The following is a 16,724-nucleotide window of genomic DNA, read 5'->3' as shown; positions in this document are numbered from 1 at the left end:
ATGAGTGTGCCTTAAGGTCTTTATTAATAGTTTACGGACTAACTATTTAAAGCCCCGGATTTAGGGGCTTTTTTTATGCTTTATATTGCAAAAATAAGTGCTTAGCGTTACCGTTATAGTAACTTTGCCTATGAATTGTAGCCTTTACGCCAATATGTCTATTCATTATCAGCATTCTCCTGAAAATACAGCGAAATCTAGTTTACCTTACGCGATTAAACAGCAGGGTAGCGCCATCATTCTAGCGCTATTCGTTATCATTATTCTGTCCTTATTAGGTAGTGCTTTAATGCGCATGATTTCTACCAGTAGTGAAACCGTTTCCCAAGAAGTACTAGGCACCCGCGCTTATATGGCAGCAAACTCGGCTATGCAAGCTGAGTTACAGTTGTTATTCCCCCTTAACGGTGTTGCAGGCAGTTGTAATGCAACAAACAGTTATGATTTACAAACCACATCGAATGATGATATTCCCGGACTATACGATTGCTCAGCAACGACAAGTTGTGATAACTACCATACTGATACCCTTAACTTGGTTGAGTACTATCGTATAACAAGTACCGGTGAATGTGGCAGTGGCACTATGGCGGCAGACAGTCTAAATATGGTCAATAGTAGCCGTACCATTCAAGTAGAAGCGAGGAGTTTGTAAATGAACTGGATTTATCTAAGTTTATCAATCCTTACATATGTTGTATCTACTCCAGTATTTTCCGCTGACTGGTGGGATACAAATTGGAGTAAATGCCGTGAAATTACTATTGATAACACAGGGAATACTACTTTAACTAATTTCCCCGCCTATATCAGTCTGGGCTACGACTCAGATATGCAAACAGACTTTGACGATATTCGCTTTATCAACACAACCTGCAACAATAATGGTTCAGAACTAGATTTTGAAATTGAATCACATACCCCCGGAACAAGCGCTAATATCTGGATTAAGATCGACAGCTTACCCGCAGCGGGAACAACTATCTCTGTATATTACGGTAACGCGTCGGCCGCATCTGGCGAAAATGTTAAAAATACCTGGGACAGTAATTACCAAGGTGTGTGGCATCTGGGCGAAGATACTGAGGAAGCCAATCTTGACTCAACCTCCAATTCAAATAATGGCTCCCCGAAAAAGAAGCCGGCAACCAGTGTAGGAAGAATCGGCAAGGCACTTGATTTTGACGTCGATAAAAAAACTTACGTGAAAATCGATAAAGATGATTCTTTAAATCTCACTGAATACGATGATTGGACTATATCGCTGTGGGTGAAACCATCTAGTGATTTTACCGACAATAAGTATCCAGCAATGTATGTATATGGCGATTACCGTGCTTCGGTAAGTCTTGCTGTAGAGGAAGGGCCTGCTGATGGGAGAATAGAAAACTACCTTAATGACAACTCAGGAATTTACAGCAACAACATCCTCAATATTGGAGAATGGAATCACGTTGTCGTCGTTCGAACGCCGGAGAACACTTATTTTTATCTAAATGGCTCACCTGATGGCTCAGTAGTAAGTCCAACTATTGATTCGGATTACAAAGACTCCTATATCGGTGGGTATCCTGGCTATGAAGATGGTGACTTGAAAGGTGTGATCGATGAAGTCCGTGTCTCTAACTTGGCCAGAACTGAAGACTGGATACAACAAAGTTATCAGTTGGTTGAAAATCAAGATACTCATGTTTCGATTGGCGATGAGATTGCTCAAGGTGTTGATTACAACTTAACGGGGCGTTTGAATATTGATAATGCTTTTGAGGCATATATTTCAACAGATGATTCAGTTCAAGGGACTTTACTTACCTCAGGAGATGTTTGGCAAACAACAAACGAACTAGCAAGTTCGTTAGTTGCCGGCCAAGATTATTATTTGCATATCTATGCAACCGATGAAGCCGTACATGCAAATGACGTGGCTGGTTTTTTAGGTGACTTTGAAATAACGGGTACAGAACATACCTTTTCAAATGGCCTGAAAACACTTGATACAAATACCGCTAACTGGTCTGTTAGTAAAACAGGTTGGGAAGATTACCTGCCTGTTTCAGGCTATGGTACAAACGGTGTCGGCCCTTGGGGAACTAGAGTCGACGTTAGTGCCACGGCGCAGTGGATCTGGTCCTCAGATAACAAGGCTGATAACGTCAATTATTTTTCAACTAAGATTACGGCGCCAGATACAACTAATCTTCACCTTGAATATCGTTTTGATGACTGTAGTTACGAAGATGGTGGTGAAGTTCTTGATAGTGCCGGAGAAAATCATGGCACACCAAATGGCACTGTAGGGTTATATGATCCAGGGAAAATAAATACAGGGTTAGACTTATCCAATTCAGATTCGACTAATTGGGTTAGAGTACCCAACGAGAGCGTACACGGTTTAACAGATTTCACTATTACTACGTGGATTAAAATAAGTAAGCAAGATAAGAAAAATGATCAGTATATTTTTTATGCGTTAGGAAAGGATAAACACGACAAACAAATCGATATACACCTACACATAGAAGATAAAAAGAAAAAAGATAAGGTACACCTTAATGTCGCAGGTGAAGAGGAACAGTTCGAAGTTAACTTAGAGTTTGATGATGACGAGTGGCATCATTTAGTTTTAAGGCGCGATGGGGATAAAATCTGTTTTTTTATTGATGGTGCTGAGGCCCATTGTAGTGGAGGGAACGCTGACGATGAAGGCGAGGAGATCGAAATAAAGGATGGAGAGGAAGGCGATGATGCGGTTGTTATAGGTCAAAAACAAAAAGAATTTGGCGATGACTTTGACTCTAAAAAGGCTTTTACAGGTCAATTAGAAGAATTTAAAATATTTAACCAAGCTCTTTCTGAAAATGATATTCAGCAAATGGTTGCTAATGAAAATAATGGAAAAAATTATGATGGTAGCTCTAGGGCACCTTCTTCATGCAGTAGCATCCCTAATCATTTTCAAATAGATACAAAAGATGAAATAGGACTTACCTGTGAGCCGGATGTAATAACTATCAAAGCTTGTGCTGATGACTTATGTGAAGTTCCTTATCTAGCTGGGACTAGCACAACACTAACGGTTAGTGGGGTTGTTGATACTTATTCACCAGTAACCTTTGGTGTTGGTGAAAGTGAAGTTGAGGTTAGCTACAGTTACACCAAAGAAGGAGAAGTATCTTTAAGTTTACTTGATGCTTATAAATGCTCTAATGCTGATCCTATACCTTGTAAAGTCCATTTTCACAATGCTGCTTTTGTCTTCAGTACTATAGAAGATCAAGTCGCAGGTGTAGATTTTATAGGCATTAATATAAAAGCAGTTAAAGATGAAAATGGCGTTTGTACGGATATTTTATCAGGACCTAAAGATGTAGAAATGGCGATGGAGTATATCGCGCCAAATAGAAGCACAGATAATAAATATTACTTATCAGGTAAAGAAATACCGAAAAACCCCTCAAACAATGTAAATGACTATGAGAAAGTTTCGCTTAATTTTGTTACTGACTCTACAGCTGATCTAGGAGTAAATAGGTATGATGATGCAGGACAAGTAAAATTGTATGCCCTTTATGTAGAACCAGCAAGTGGCAATAACGCCGCTTTTACCATTTCAGGTTCATCGGATGCTTTTTGGGTAAGCCCACATCATTTTGCTGTTGCAGCAACCAATGGCAGCGTTGTTTTGGATGGTAATACTCATGATTCGAACAAAAAACAAGTTGCTGGCGATAACTTTACAGTATCAGTCATGGCTCAAAATTTTGATAATAACGCTACCACTAACTATATTGCCCAACAAGCGCAACTACAGTTAGAGCGGACAGGACCGACAAACGGCGGTGCTGAAGGTACATTAACCTATAGCACTAATCAAAGTATTATTAGCCAGCTTACTAATGACCCTTCCTATTACACCGATGCGACAGACCTTGTTTTCGATTTAAGCGGGGAATATCACTTTAATGGCGCCATGTACAGCGAAGTAGGGTTAATTAGACTGTATGTTCGAGACAATAATTATGGCTCCGGAGTCTATAAAGCTGAGGGTAGTGCAAATTTCGGTCGATTTATACCCAGTCACTTTGAAGTGACGAACATTGTTGATGGTATGTCAGTAGGTGCTTGTAGTGCGGGTGGCTTAGACATACCTTTTGTTTATAGTGGGCAAATGTTGTCTGATGAACCAACTACAGGGGCGTTAAGTTATGTACTTAGGCCATCAATCACGGTAACCGCAAAATCCAGTATATGTACTACTAACTCTGATAGTTGTACTACTACAAAGAACTATACTGGGGATTTCAATAAGTTATCAGTGGATAGTTATGATCGAATAATACCCAATACTGATGCGACTCAACCTGGTAAAGATCTACTTACCTTAGTCGCTTTAGTCGCTAATTTTGATGTTGCAAGCCTAGTAGGCGTTGATGGTGAGGTTACTTACACCTATAGCGACAATGATAATTTTGTTTATGTAAAAGAAGCCAATAGTGAAGTGAATGAGTTCACCAGTGATATTGAGTTATCTTTAAGGGCAATTATTGATAGTGACCTTGTGGAAACGCTCGATAATGAAGTAGATAAAGTTGGTATTATTGCCACTTTAAATACTAAAGGTAAACTAATCCGCTTTGGCCGTGCTCAGTTAGAAAATAGCTATGGTCCGGAAACGTCGAATTTACCGCAACCATTGTCCGTGAATTATTTTGAAAACGGGCAATATACAGTTGCAGCAAACGACGAATGTACGCCATATGATGCCGCCAATATGACGGTTACTAATACTGGCGTGTCAGAGCCTTTACCATTGCCCTTACCAGGTATTGATGCTGTAGATGGCGAGTTTATTAATGAAACCCCACCAGGACAAACTCGTGTTATTGAATTAACAGCGCCAGGTGCAGGTAAAACCGGCCAAGTTGCCGTCATTTATGACATAAGTGATTGGTTAAAGTACGACTGGGCTTATGATGATGAAGGGGTAGATGGTCTATACAATGACAACCCTAGAGCGGTGGCTACCTTTGGTATTTACCGCGGCAATGATCGCATTATTTATCAACGCGAGATAGCGAAATAAACTAGCTAAATACTTCTATATTATAAAATGAGACTTGGGTCTCATTTTTTTTAACTTTTCTTTAGTCCATTCTTTTAAAAAAGCAACACATTAGTGACATACTAAGGTATGATTATCTGATCTGTTATACCCATATCAACAGCATCAATTTAATTAGCATTTTACAGGACATTTTGAGCTATGTTTAAAAAAATTCGCGGCATGTTTTCTAACGATCTTTCCATCGATCTAGGTACCGCCAATACACTTATTTATGTAAAAGACCAAGGTATAGTGTTAAACGAGCCTTCTGTAGTTGCCATTCGTCAAGATCGTGCTGGTGGTTCTAAAAGTGTTGCTGCAGTAGGTGCTGCTGCTAAAGCCATGTTAGGTCGAACGCCGGGTAATATTGAAGCGATTCGTCCAATGAAAGATGGTGTCATTGCTAACTTTTTTGTGACTGAAAAAATGCTACAACACTTTATTAAACAAGTGCACAGTAATAATTTTTTACGTCCTAGTCCTAGAGTTTTAGTCTGCGTTCCTTGTGGTTCTACCCAGGTAGAGCGTCGTGCTATTCGCGAATCAGCCATGGGTGCTGGCGCTCGTGAAGTTTACTTAATTGATGAGCCAATGGCCGCTGCTATTGGTGCTGGCATGCCAGTGTCTGAAGCAACGGGCTCTATGGTAGTTGATATTGGTGGTGGTACTACTGAAGTGGGTATTATTTCATTAAACGGCGTGGTTTATTCCTCATCAGTACGTATTGGTGGTGATAAATTTGACGAAGCAATCATCAACTATGTTCGTCGTAACTTTGGTAGCTTAATTGGTGAAGCTACTGCCGAGCGTATTAAGCATGAAATTGGTACCGCTTATCCAGGTGATGAATTGATTGAAATTGAAGTTCGTGGTCGTAACCTTGCTGAAGGTGTACCGCGTAGCTTTACTTTAAACAGCAATGAAATTTTGGAAGCATTACAAGAGCCGTTAAGTGGTATTGTCAGTGCGATTATGGTGGCGTTAGAGCAAGCTCCACCAGAATTGGCTTCTGATATATCAGAACGCGGCATGGTGTTAACCGGCGGTGGTGCTTTATTAAAAGACCTTGACCGTTTATTAATGGAAGAGACCGGTATTCCGGTAGTGGTTGCTGACGATCCATTAACGTGTGTTGCCAGAGGCGGCGGTAAAGCCCTAGAGATGATTGATATGCATGGTGGGGACTTATTCTCCTATGAGTAGAATCAACTTTTCTTCTGCGTCATTTAGCCCAATTACGGCGTTAATAGTACTCATTGACTAACGTCAACTCCGTGCTATTGCCTTGTACTTGAGCTAAATGCCTGTGAATAAATAGTTGATTGAAACTAGATAAATTATTTAAAGGTTGTGGTATTTATCATGAGCTATTACCTTTTAAAAACTAAAGCCTAATACATCTAGCCTGTAACGTTTTATGAACCCAATTTTCAAACATGGCCCATCCCCACAGTACCGAATCATTTTGGTGCTGCTTCTTTCTGCTTCATTGATGTTTTTTGATCATCAAATGGCAAGCTTTGAAACGGCTCGTGGTTATTTACAGTCGTTAGTGAGTCCCTTGCAATACATGGCTAATGCGCCTAAACAAATGATGAATTGGGCCTCGAGAAATATCGTTACCCGTCAACAACTCATGGCGCAAAATGAACATTATCGTGAAAATGAATTGTTCTTTCATGAGCAAGCGATGCAATTGAGCATTGTCACTTTAGAGAACGAACGTTTACGCTCATTACTGTCTTCACCCGTTCGTGCGGGCATTGATAAAATGTTCGCCGAAATACTGTCGGTGGATAGCGACCCTTATTCCCATCAAGTTGTCATCAACCGTGGTGCAAACGATGGTGTTTACGAAGGTCAGCCGGTGTTGGATGAAAAAGGTATCGTTGGGCAAATATTACATGTTGGCGCGAGTAGCTCTAGGGTGATATTAATCAGCGATATCACCCATGCCGTTCCGGTCCGTATTCAACGTAATGGCCTAAGGCTCATTGCTTCTGGTAGCGGTCAGATAGATCGTCTTATTCATAACTTTGTGCCACACAGTGCTGATATAAAAAAAGGCGACTTGTTGGTCACATCAGGGCTTGGCGGGAAATATCCTGAAGGTTACCCCGTTGCCCGCGTTGTACTGGTCCGTACCGATGAGTCACGAGAGTTTGCCATTATCTATAGTAAACCCGTCGCTCAAATAGATAGGTTACGTTATTTGTTATTACTATCGAATACACCGTCTAAAGAGCAGACAACAACACCGCGCGTGGATGGTGCGAGTGCCGTTAAAAAAGATTCCACAGTGGCAGGTAAATCGTAATGTTTGCTAATAATGGTATTATTATTCTATTGACCTTGCTCATTGCTTTAATGGCAAGTATTACGCCTATGCCACTGAGTGTTGATGCCTTTCGTCCCGACTGGGTATTAATTGTGTTAGTTTATTGGTGCTTGGCCTTACCTGACAAAGTTAACATTATTACCGCCTGGGTCATGGGTTTTATCCTCGATGTTTTACTTGGCTCGGTACTTGGGATACATGCTTGCGCCATGGCATTATCGGTTTACATAGTCGTGGTTAACTTTCAAAAAATCCGTAATTTTTCTGTTTGGCAACAAGCACTGATTATTGGTGTGCTTTCGGCTCAATACCATCTTATTGTCTTTTGGTTACAACGCTTATTGACGGAAGTTGTTTTCTTACCTAGTTACTTATACCCAGTGATAACAACTATTGTGCTTTGGCCGTGGGTGTTTCTCTTGTTACGCCGGGTGCGTCGCCATTTCAAAATCAAATAGATTACTGAACATACTAGCTAAATGCATTGAGCATGGTTACATTGGGGCTAGATAAATGCCGACTCAACAATTACTTTTCAAGGGCTGGTCAAATCATCAGCATATAATCTATGGTCAAGGTAAAGGCGAGTTCAATCGCTAGCAGTAAAAAACTCATTTTAGCCTCGCAATCTCCGCGACGTAAAAAGTTGTTAGCGCAATTAGGCTATCAATTTTCTATCCAGGTCAGTGATATTGATGAAACCGTAGCCGTGTCTGAAACGCCCTATGCCTATGTGTTACGTTTAGCTAAACATAAAGCACAACATGTTTGGTCACATTTGCCGACCACAACACAGCAAAATAGCGTTGTTTTAGGCGCAGATACCAGTGTGGTATTTAATGGCCAAATTCTCGGCAAGCCAGAAAATGAAGCAGACAGCATTAAAATCTTATCTTTATTATCTAACAATCAACATCAAGTACTCACTGCTATTGCCCTGGCGAGCAATGAGGGTGTTATCGGACAGGTCATTACCACAGAGGTGTTTTTTAAAAGCTTGAGCAAAAGTGAAATAGCGGCGTACTGGTTAACGGGTGAACCACAAGACAAGGCCGGTAGTTATGGTATTCAAGGGTTAGCCGGACAGTTTGTTAAAGGTATAAATGGTAGTTATTCAGCCGTGGTTGGCTTACCACTTTATGAAACCGCCCAGTTACTTGGTGAAGCTGGCATTTATGGCAGCATCGAAGCAAAATAAATTATTGAGCCGAATGATAGCGCTTAGTCATTGTTCTAAGCTATTGATCTAAATTATTGATCTAAGTAATCGAATGAAGGGATATTTATGAGTGCCGAATTATTAATTAATGTTACGCCTAGCGAAACACGCGTTGCCTTGGTCGAAAATGGTTCATTGCAAGAAGTACATATTGAACGCCAAGGTAAACGTGGCATCGTGGGCAATGTTTACTTAGGTAAAGTTATTCGTGTACTGCCAGGTATGCAGGCCGCTTTTATTGATATCAACCTAGAAAAAGCAGCTTTTCTGCATGCCTCTGATATTAATAGCAAGCTCATTTTAAAAGAAGAAACTGAGCAAGTACCAGATATTCGATCTTTAGTCCATGAAGGGCAACTTATCATGGTGCAAGTGGTAAAAGACCCGCTTGGCTCGAAAGGGGCACGATTAACCACAGATATTACTATTGCTTCTCGGTATTTAGTGTTGATGCCAAATTCACAACATGCGGGTATTTCATTACGCATTGAAGATGAAAGTGAACGAGAAAGGTTAAAAAAGATTGTTAGTCCTTATTGTGATGAGCATCAAGGCTTTATTGTCCGTACTGCGGGTGAAGGTGCCGGTGAAATTGAGTTACAACATGATGCCGAGTTTTTACGACGTGTTTGGCGAAAAGTCCTAGAGCGGAAACAGCGTAAGCAAACCAACTTACCGCTTTATCAAGATTTGTCGTTATCTTTTCGGGTTTTACGAGATTTTGTTGGTATTCAACTCGAACGTATTCGTGTTGACTCTAAGTTAACCTTTGACCAGCTAGCATCGTTTACCCAAGAGTTTGTTCCAGAGCTAACGCCTTTATTAGAATATTACCCGGGCGAGCGACCAATTTTTGATTTATTCTCTGTTGAAAATGAAATTCAGCGAGCATTACATCGTAAAATAGAGCTGAAATCGGGCGGCTACTTAATCATAGATCAAACCGAAGCCATGACCACCATAGATATTAATACCGGCGCTTTTGTGGGACACCGTAATTTAGCTGACACCATTTTCAGTACCAATATTGAGGCAACACAAGTTATTGCCAGGCAATTAAGACTGAGAAACCTGGGGGGCATCATCATTGTCGATTTTATCGATATGCACAATGAAGATCACAAACGCAGAGTATTGCACAGCCTAGACATGGCCATGAGTAAAGACAAGGTAAAGTATAGTCTGCACGGATTTTCAGCCCTTGGCTTAGTCGAAATGACACGTCAACGTACCCGGGAAAGTTTAGAGCACGTTCTGTGTGGAGAGTGTCCACTGTGTACTGGTCGCGGCCACCTTAAAACAGTAGAGACAGTATGTTTTGAGATTCTAAGAGAAATTGTCCGGGTGAACCGCGCCCATGATGCCGAAAAATTCACCGTTTATGCGGCAAGTGCGGTCAGTGAGTATCTCGTCAATGATGAGTACCACATCTTAGCTGAAGTTGAAGTTTTTATTGGTAAGTTGATTAAAGTACAAGCCGAACCCATGTATAATCAGGAACAATTTGACGTTGTGATGATGTAATCGAACGCTATTGAATAAAACCTTGCGGGGTAGGGGGCATTTAGTCGCTTTTTATCGCTACCCCGGTGTAATTACCAAATAAAAAATATAGGACATGCTAAGTTTTAATGAACATTGTAAGTACTTCTAACCGCTGGCTAAACCGCCTTTATAAAACAGTTGCCATTTTGTTGGTGTTGTTAGCGGTACTCATTAGTGCCTTCCGCCTATTTCTCCCTTATGTGCACCATTACAAACTGCCACTACAAAATTACTTGAACGAACAGACTCAAGCAAATATTATTATTGGTACTTTAAATATGACTTGGCAAAAGTCAGGGCCGATCTTAGTTATAGGTGATGTGCAGGTACTAAAAACAAAGCGCGCTGCTATTTTTATTAAGCAAATTGAGTTACAAGTAGACTTTTGGGCAACTATTTCAGCGCAAAGCCTTATCTCGAAAAATTTAATTATTTCCGGTGCGCTCGTCGATATCTCAGAGACGCTTTGGCAAAATAAATCCCATAAAAACACCCCAGCTCCACTGGTAAAAGACGATGAAATAAATGACATTGATGTTATTAGTGATCTGTTTTTAAATCGGATAGAACGTTTTTCTATTCGAGATAGCCAAATAACTGTGCGTAGTAAGGCTAATACCCGAAGTATCAGGCTAAATCAGTTACGTTGGCTAAATACTGGTGAGCGACATCAGGCACAAGGTAGTGTGGTACTCAATGGTTTAAGCTCTAATAACTTGCAGTTAAAGTTAGACTTACAAGGTGAGCAAGCTAGTGCGCTGACTGGGCAGTTGTACTTACAAGCAAACCATATAGATATAACGCCATGGTTAGGTAACGTGTTAGTTATCGATGATGATAAAACTAACACGGATATTAATTTTTCAGCTTGGTTACGTGTGAACGAGAGTCGTATTAATCGTTTACAAATCAATTTTGAAGAAAGTAGCATGAATTGGCGCTTTGAAGACAAGCAACAAAAACTTACTTTAGATCAAGGGCAACTGCTGTTGGTCAAAGGCAAGGCTGCACATAGCTTTAAGCTTTTTAGTACACCACTCTCCTTAAAGATTAACGAACAACCCTCACAAAATTTTACCGCTATGTTGGCTAAAAATTCGGATGATTTCTCCTTACATTTATCTGAAGTAGATGTTGCCATGCTCGCGCAACTAGCACCATTATTAGTCGCTAAGCAAGAAACACGTAATTTACTAGCGCAGATGACATTAACCGGAAAAATTGAAGACCTCTATGTTCGGAACCACAACAACGAACTGCAAATAGTGACAAATTTCTCCAGCTTTAATAACAGTTTTAGTCACGGTATACCCGGTTTAGAAAATGTTTCAGGCAGTCTTAGTTTTATCGATAATTATTTATCGGTAGATTTTGTTGCTGAGCAGGGGCGGTTAGATTTTGACAAGTTATTTGTGCAAGCCTTCCCTTATCAACGTTTAACGGGGCAGTTAAATGCCGTTTTTGATGATGATGGTTGGGCATTGACGGTTGAAGAATTTGATTTCATCTCAAAAAATATTAACTTATCTGCGCAAGTTAAAGTTGAAGCCCCTAATGATGGTGAAGTCAACTTAGCTTTATTAACTCATATATCCAATGGTAATGCTGGCCTGGTCGGGCGTTATCTGCCGCTAGCCATTATGAGTGATAATTTAGTTAACTACTTAAATTCTGCCGTAGTCTCTGGTCGTATTGAAAATGCGCAAGTGCTTATTAATGGCCCAATAAATCGCTTTCCATTCACCGATGGCAGTGGAATTTTTGTGGTTGATGCAGAATTAAGTAAAGCAGAATTTAAGTTTGTAGAAAATTGGCCTGCGATAACTGATTTTGTCGCTAATTTAAACTTCACTAATAATTCTATGATGATTACCGGCCGAAGCGGTAGCCTAACCGGCTTAGATGTAACAGGAGTACGTGCAGGCATTGCCGACTTAGCTAATGGTCAGGTTTTGACCGTAGAGGCGGAAATTAAACCGACCAACCCTCGCTTTATTGGTGACTTGATGAACGAAAGCCCATTTAAAGATAGTGTTGGTAGTGTGTTAGCGCAATTACAAGTTGAGGGGCAAGTGAGCGGAGAGTTTCACTTGAACTTACCGCTAAATAATAATGCACAAGCGCTTGCGAGTGGCATCATTCATTTTGATAATAACGACGTCGCTTTGCAAACCCCTAAGATGAACTTTAGTGGTGTTAAGGGGCAGCTCAGCTTTAGTAACGATCAAATTAATACTAAAGATTTACAGTTAATGTGGCAGGGTTTACCGATTAGCCTCGACATTAAAGGCATGGATAAAACCGATTATTACAATACCGATATCAGCCTTTCTGCACTATGGCAAGAGTCTACATGGCTAGCCCATGTGCCAGAGAAACTGCGTCGCTATACTCAGGGTGAATTAGCTTGGCAGGGAAAGCTATCGTTACATCAACACCATCAAGGTGGTTTTTCTTATAATGCTAATTTTAATTCTGAGTTAGTCAATACTCAGTTATTGTTACCGGCGCCTTATGATCGCACTGATAAGCAAGAAAATCATTTATCAGTACAAATTAATGGTCAAGAAGCACAGTCGAAAATCATTTTGAATTATGGTAATAAACTGCATTTTTCGGGGGTTTTAGACCACGATACTACCGCCTTTACTCGTGCGAATTTAATGCTTGGTGAAGGCATTATGGCTTTGCCAAGTAATGGCTTTCATATTACCACCAAGCTTGAATATGCTGATTTTTCTAAGTGGCAGCCATTGATTAGTGATATTGTCGATAGTACTAATCAACCGAGTGCAAATATAAGTTCGAGTACCGGCGCAGAAAATTCAACACCATTCTTAGCGAAACCTAAACGAATTCGCGGTTCAATAGCTCAATTAGAAATACTTGGCCAACAGCTACACAATGTTTCTTTTAATTTGTTAGATAAACCACAGTGGTGGCTCTTACAACTCAATGCTAAAGAAACCCGTAGTCAAATAAAGCTTTACCCCGATTGGCTAGAGCAAGGTTTGGACATTAATGCTGAGTTCATCAAGTTAACACCGACTAAAGAAGGCGATGAGGACAAATTACCTTTCGTTAGCAAGCAGCCCGATAAAGCTGAAAATGATATTGTTTTTGCTAATATCCCACCGATTAAATTCCATTGTGATCTTTGTACAATTGGTGCGTTATCATTGGGTGAAGTTGATGTAAATGTTAAGCGTGTTGACGATCAAATTATAGCGTTGACAAGCTTCACTGCTAAGCGAGGTAAAACATACTTATCTCTCTCGGGTCAGTGGCTTCATAATGAGCAAGAGTCTACCACCTCTATATCGGCTAAGTTATCCATCGATGATATAGAAGCAGAGTTAAAAGCCGTCGGCTATGAATCTATTATTAAAGATAGCGGCGCTAAAATAGAGGCAGATTTTAGTTGGGAGGGTGGGCTGCATGACTTGTCGATTAGCCAACTAAACGGGTCGGTTAAAGGTCGCTTGGATGATGGTTACTTAGCGGATGTCAGTGATACCGCACGTATCTTTTCAATACTTAGCTTACAATCTTTAGTGCGTAAGTTAACCCTAGATTTTCGTGACATTTTCAGTGATGGTATGTTTTACAGTAATATCAAAGGCGACTATAAAATAGACCAAGGTTTGTTAACTACCCAAAATACCGAAATGAAAGGCACTGCCGGTGATTTGTTTATGACAGGGTATACCAACTTGGTCACGGGTGAGCTTAATTATGATATGTCTTACAAGCCTAACTTAACCTCAAGTTTACCGGTACTCGCGTGGATAGCTACTTCTTTGAACCCCGTGACTTTTCTTGCCGGGGTAGCTATTGATCAAGTCGTTAGATCTCAAGTGGTGTCAGAATTTAAGTTCAAGCTAACGGGCACAGTTGATAACCCTGACTTTAAAGAAGTCGATCGAAAAAGTAAGAATATTAGCATTGAGGACACGGTGCCAGCCCAAGATAATAAGCCAAAAGAGTCAGGTATAGATAAGCCACTAGATGCGAAAAAGGGTGAATTGACTGATGGTTAAACTGAGTGCGATACAATTATCATCGGCGGCAGGTGTAGAAACTAACTTAGCTAAAATTTCGAAAATATTGGCTGAAATTACCACCGCTTCTCAAGCTGAGCTGCGAGATAAGGTTAGCGCACAGGAAACTCAACACCTTATTGTCTTACCTGAATGCTGTTTATATTTTGGTGGTAGTGATAGCGAGCAGTTACGCTTAGCAGAAACGTCGGCAAAAGATAATGATCTTATCTCTGCCCTTGGCGCCCTTGCCAAACGTTTTAAAGTATATCTAGTCGCGGGTACTATCCCTATTTTGACAGCATCGGCTGAAAAATTTACCAATAGCAGCTGTGTTTTTTCCCCCAGTGGTGACATGATAGGAAGATACGATAAAATTCATTTATTTGATGTTAATGTCAGCGATAACACGAAAAGTTACTGTGAGTCACGTTATACCCAGGCAGGTACGGAAATAACGGTGGTTAACACCGAATTTGCTAATATAGGTTTATCGGTGTGCTTTGATTTACGTTTTCCCAATTTGTTTCAACGCTTATGCCAAGCGGGGGCTGAGATCATAACCGTGCCTAGTGCCTTTACTCGAGTGACAGGCAAGGCGCATTGGCAAACTTTATTACAAGCACGAGCAATTGAAAATCAAGCATATATTATTGCTGCAGGCCAAGAAGGTGTGCATGAAAATGGTCGAGAGACGTGGGGCCATTCAATGATCATTAACCCTTGGGGCGAAATTGAACAGAGTATTGCAACGGGTGAGGGCTTCATTACTGTTGACTATAAAAGCGAAGAAGTAACGCGTATACGACGAAGTATCCCCTTACACTCGCCTTTAAGTTTGCCACTGCAATCAATAATGACAAAGTAAGTACTGTAAATTGATTATATAGCCGTTACCATTCAAAGTGCACTCTGAAACCTGTATCTTGATTGATAACGGATATAACTAACGAATATAGAAGTAGAGCTAATACCTAATGAATAGTGTGGAAAAATCCTTATTAAGCGATAGTCATATTGATGGCGAGTTATTATCAAAAACCTTAAAGAGCATGATGAATCGACAAGTCGATTATGCCGATTTGTATTTTCAGGCAAGCCAGCATGAGACTTGGGTGCTTGAAGACGGTATTATCAAAGAAGGATCGTACAACATCGAGCGTGGCGTCGGTGTTAGAGCTATTTCAGGCGAAAAAACCGGTTTTGCCTATTCAGATGAGATTTCTCCCCAAGCACTGCAACAAGCTGCGGATGCAGCAAAGGGAATTGCAGATAGCGGTACTGGTGCGCAAGTTAAAGCATTTTGTCGACAATCGCCTATCAAAGTTTACCAAGCAGTAGAGCCTCTGGGAAGTTTAACTCAAGAACAAAAAATTGACTTACTGCATCAAATGGAAGCACATGCACGTCAAGTAGATAGTCGTGTAAAGCAAGTTATTGCCAGCATTTCAGGTGTTTATGAAACCATATTAATTAGTGCTAGTGATGGTACTTTTGCTACCGATATTCGCCCATTGGTTAGATTAAATTGTTCAGTGTTAGTTGAAGCAAACGGTAAACGTGAACGCGCCAGTGCTGGTGGTGGTGCTCGCACCGATTACAGTTACTTCTTTGAAGTTGAAGCCGGCGATAATAAAGCACGCTATCTTGCTTATGCTGAGGAATCGGTTAGGCAAGCATTAGTTAACTTAGTTGCCATTGAAGCTCCTGCAGGCACATACCCTGTGGTATTAGGTGCAGGTTGGCCGGGTGTATTATTACATGAAGCGGTTGGTCATGGTTTAGAGGGTGACTTTAACCGTAAAGGCTCGTCAGCATTTTCAGGTAAAGTGGGTCAACAGGTCACTTCTGAGCTTTGCACTATTGTAGATGATGGTACCTTGGCCGATCGTCGTGGTTCAATTTCTATTGATGATGAAGGTACGCCGGGTCAATATAACGTCTTGATCGAAAAAGGTATCTTGAAAGGTTATATGCAAGATAAGCATAATGCCCGTTTAATGGGGGTGAAACCTACCGGCAACGGTAGACGTGAATCTTATGCCCATTTACCTATGCCGCGTATGACTAATACTTATATGTTAGCGGGAGAGTCGAGTCCTGAAGATATTATTAAGTCCGTTAAAAAAGGCATTTATGCACCAAACTTTGCCGGTGGCCAAGTAGATATTACCTCTGGAAAGTTCGTTTTTACTAGCTCTGAAGCTTATTTAATTGAAGATGGTAAAATAACATCACCAGTGAAAGGTGCCACTTTAATAGGTAATGGCCCTGAAGCGATGAAACGTATCAGTATGGTTGGCAATGACTTAAAGTTGGATGCCGGCGTCGGCGTTTGTGGTAAAGATGGTCAAAGTATACCTGTTGGTGTTGGTCAACCAACGGTGAAAATTGATGAAATGACCATTGGTGGTACCCAGTAAGTTGTAACCTTAGTTAAAGTAGCAAGCACTGATCACTGATCATTGATAGTGCTTG

At 40.7% G+C, this 16,724-nt stretch carries 10 protein-coding genes; all 10 read left to right on the top strand.

The features are described 5' to 3' along the window. Positions 1 to 130 precede the first annotated feature (130 nt). The 10 genes from F580_RS0108520 to tldD all read left to right on the top strand — a co-directional run bounded on the left by F580_RS0108520 (position 131) and on the right by tldD (position 16,669). Positions 131 to 655: a pilus assembly PilX N-terminal domain-containing protein gene (locus tag F580_RS0108520; RefSeq protein ID WP_019027293.1), complete on the top strand. Its 525-nt coding sequence runs from the start codon at positions 131 to 133 to the stop codon at positions 653 to 655. Further along, positions 656 to 5,083: a DUF2341 domain-containing protein gene (locus F580_RS0108515; RefSeq protein ID WP_019027292.1), complete on the top strand. Its 4,428-nt coding sequence runs from the start codon at positions 656 to 658 to the stop codon at positions 5,081 to 5,083. A 180-nt stretch (positions 5,084 to 5,263) separates the two neighbouring features. Beyond that, entirely contained in the window at positions 5,264 to 6,307 is a 1,044-nt protein-coding gene (locus tag F580_RS0108510; protein WP_019027291.1) for a rod shape-determining protein, read from the top strand. A gap of 214 nt (positions 6,308 to 6,521) precedes the next feature. After that, positions 6,522 to 7,421, top strand: coding sequence for a rod shape-determining protein MreC (gene mreC / locus F580_RS0108505; protein ID WP_051092062.1), 900 nt, complete (start codon positions 6,522 to 6,524; stop codon positions 7,419 to 7,421). Next, positions 7,421 to 7,900 (top strand): rod shape-determining protein MreD, encoded by a 480-nt coding sequence (gene mreD, locus F580_RS0108500; protein ID WP_019027289.1) that lies wholly within the window; start codon positions 7,421 to 7,423, stop codon positions 7,898 to 7,900. Before mreC ends, mreD begins: the two co-directional genes overlap by 1 nt. A 110-nt stretch (positions 7,901 to 8,010) precedes the next feature. After that, the gene (locus F580_RS0108495) at positions 8,011 to 8,640 is read left to right on the top strand and encodes a Maf family protein (RefSeq protein ID WP_019027288.1); all 630 of its coding nucleotides are present in this window, start codon (positions 8,011 to 8,013) and stop codon (positions 8,638 to 8,640) included. A gap of 87 nt (positions 8,641 to 8,727) precedes the next feature. Continuing rightward, a complete protein-coding gene (rng, locus tag F580_RS0108490) occupies positions 8,728 to 10,185 on the top strand; it encodes a ribonuclease G (protein WP_019027287.1) in 1,458 nt (485 codons plus the stop codon). Between the two features lie 107 nt (positions 10,186 to 10,292). Further along, positions 10,293 to 14,246, top strand: a complete 3,954-nt coding sequence (locus tag F580_RS0108485) for a YhdP family protein (RefSeq protein ID WP_019027286.1) — start codon at positions 10,293 to 10,295, stop codon at positions 14,244 to 14,246. After that, a complete protein-coding gene (locus F580_RS0108480) occupies positions 14,239 to 15,114 on the top strand; it encodes a carbon-nitrogen hydrolase family protein (protein WP_019027285.1) in 876 nt (291 codons plus the stop codon). The genes F580_RS0108485 and F580_RS0108480 overlap by 8 nt, the downstream gene beginning before the upstream one ends. A 109-nt stretch (positions 15,115 to 15,223) precedes the next feature. Continuing rightward, entirely contained in the window at positions 15,224 to 16,669 is a 1,446-nt protein-coding gene (gene tldD / locus F580_RS0108475; protein WP_019027284.1) for a metalloprotease TldD, read from the top strand. The last annotated feature ends 55 nt before the right edge of the window (positions 16,670 to 16,724 follow it).

Source organism: Colwellia piezophila ATCC BAA-637 (genome assembly GCF_000378625.1).
Lineage (GTDB): Bacteria > Pseudomonadota > Gammaproteobacteria > Enterobacterales > Alteromonadaceae > Colwellia > Colwellia piezophila.
The sequence above is the reverse complement of the archived record's forward strand: the minus strand, read 5'-3'. Positions and strand labels throughout refer to the sequence as shown.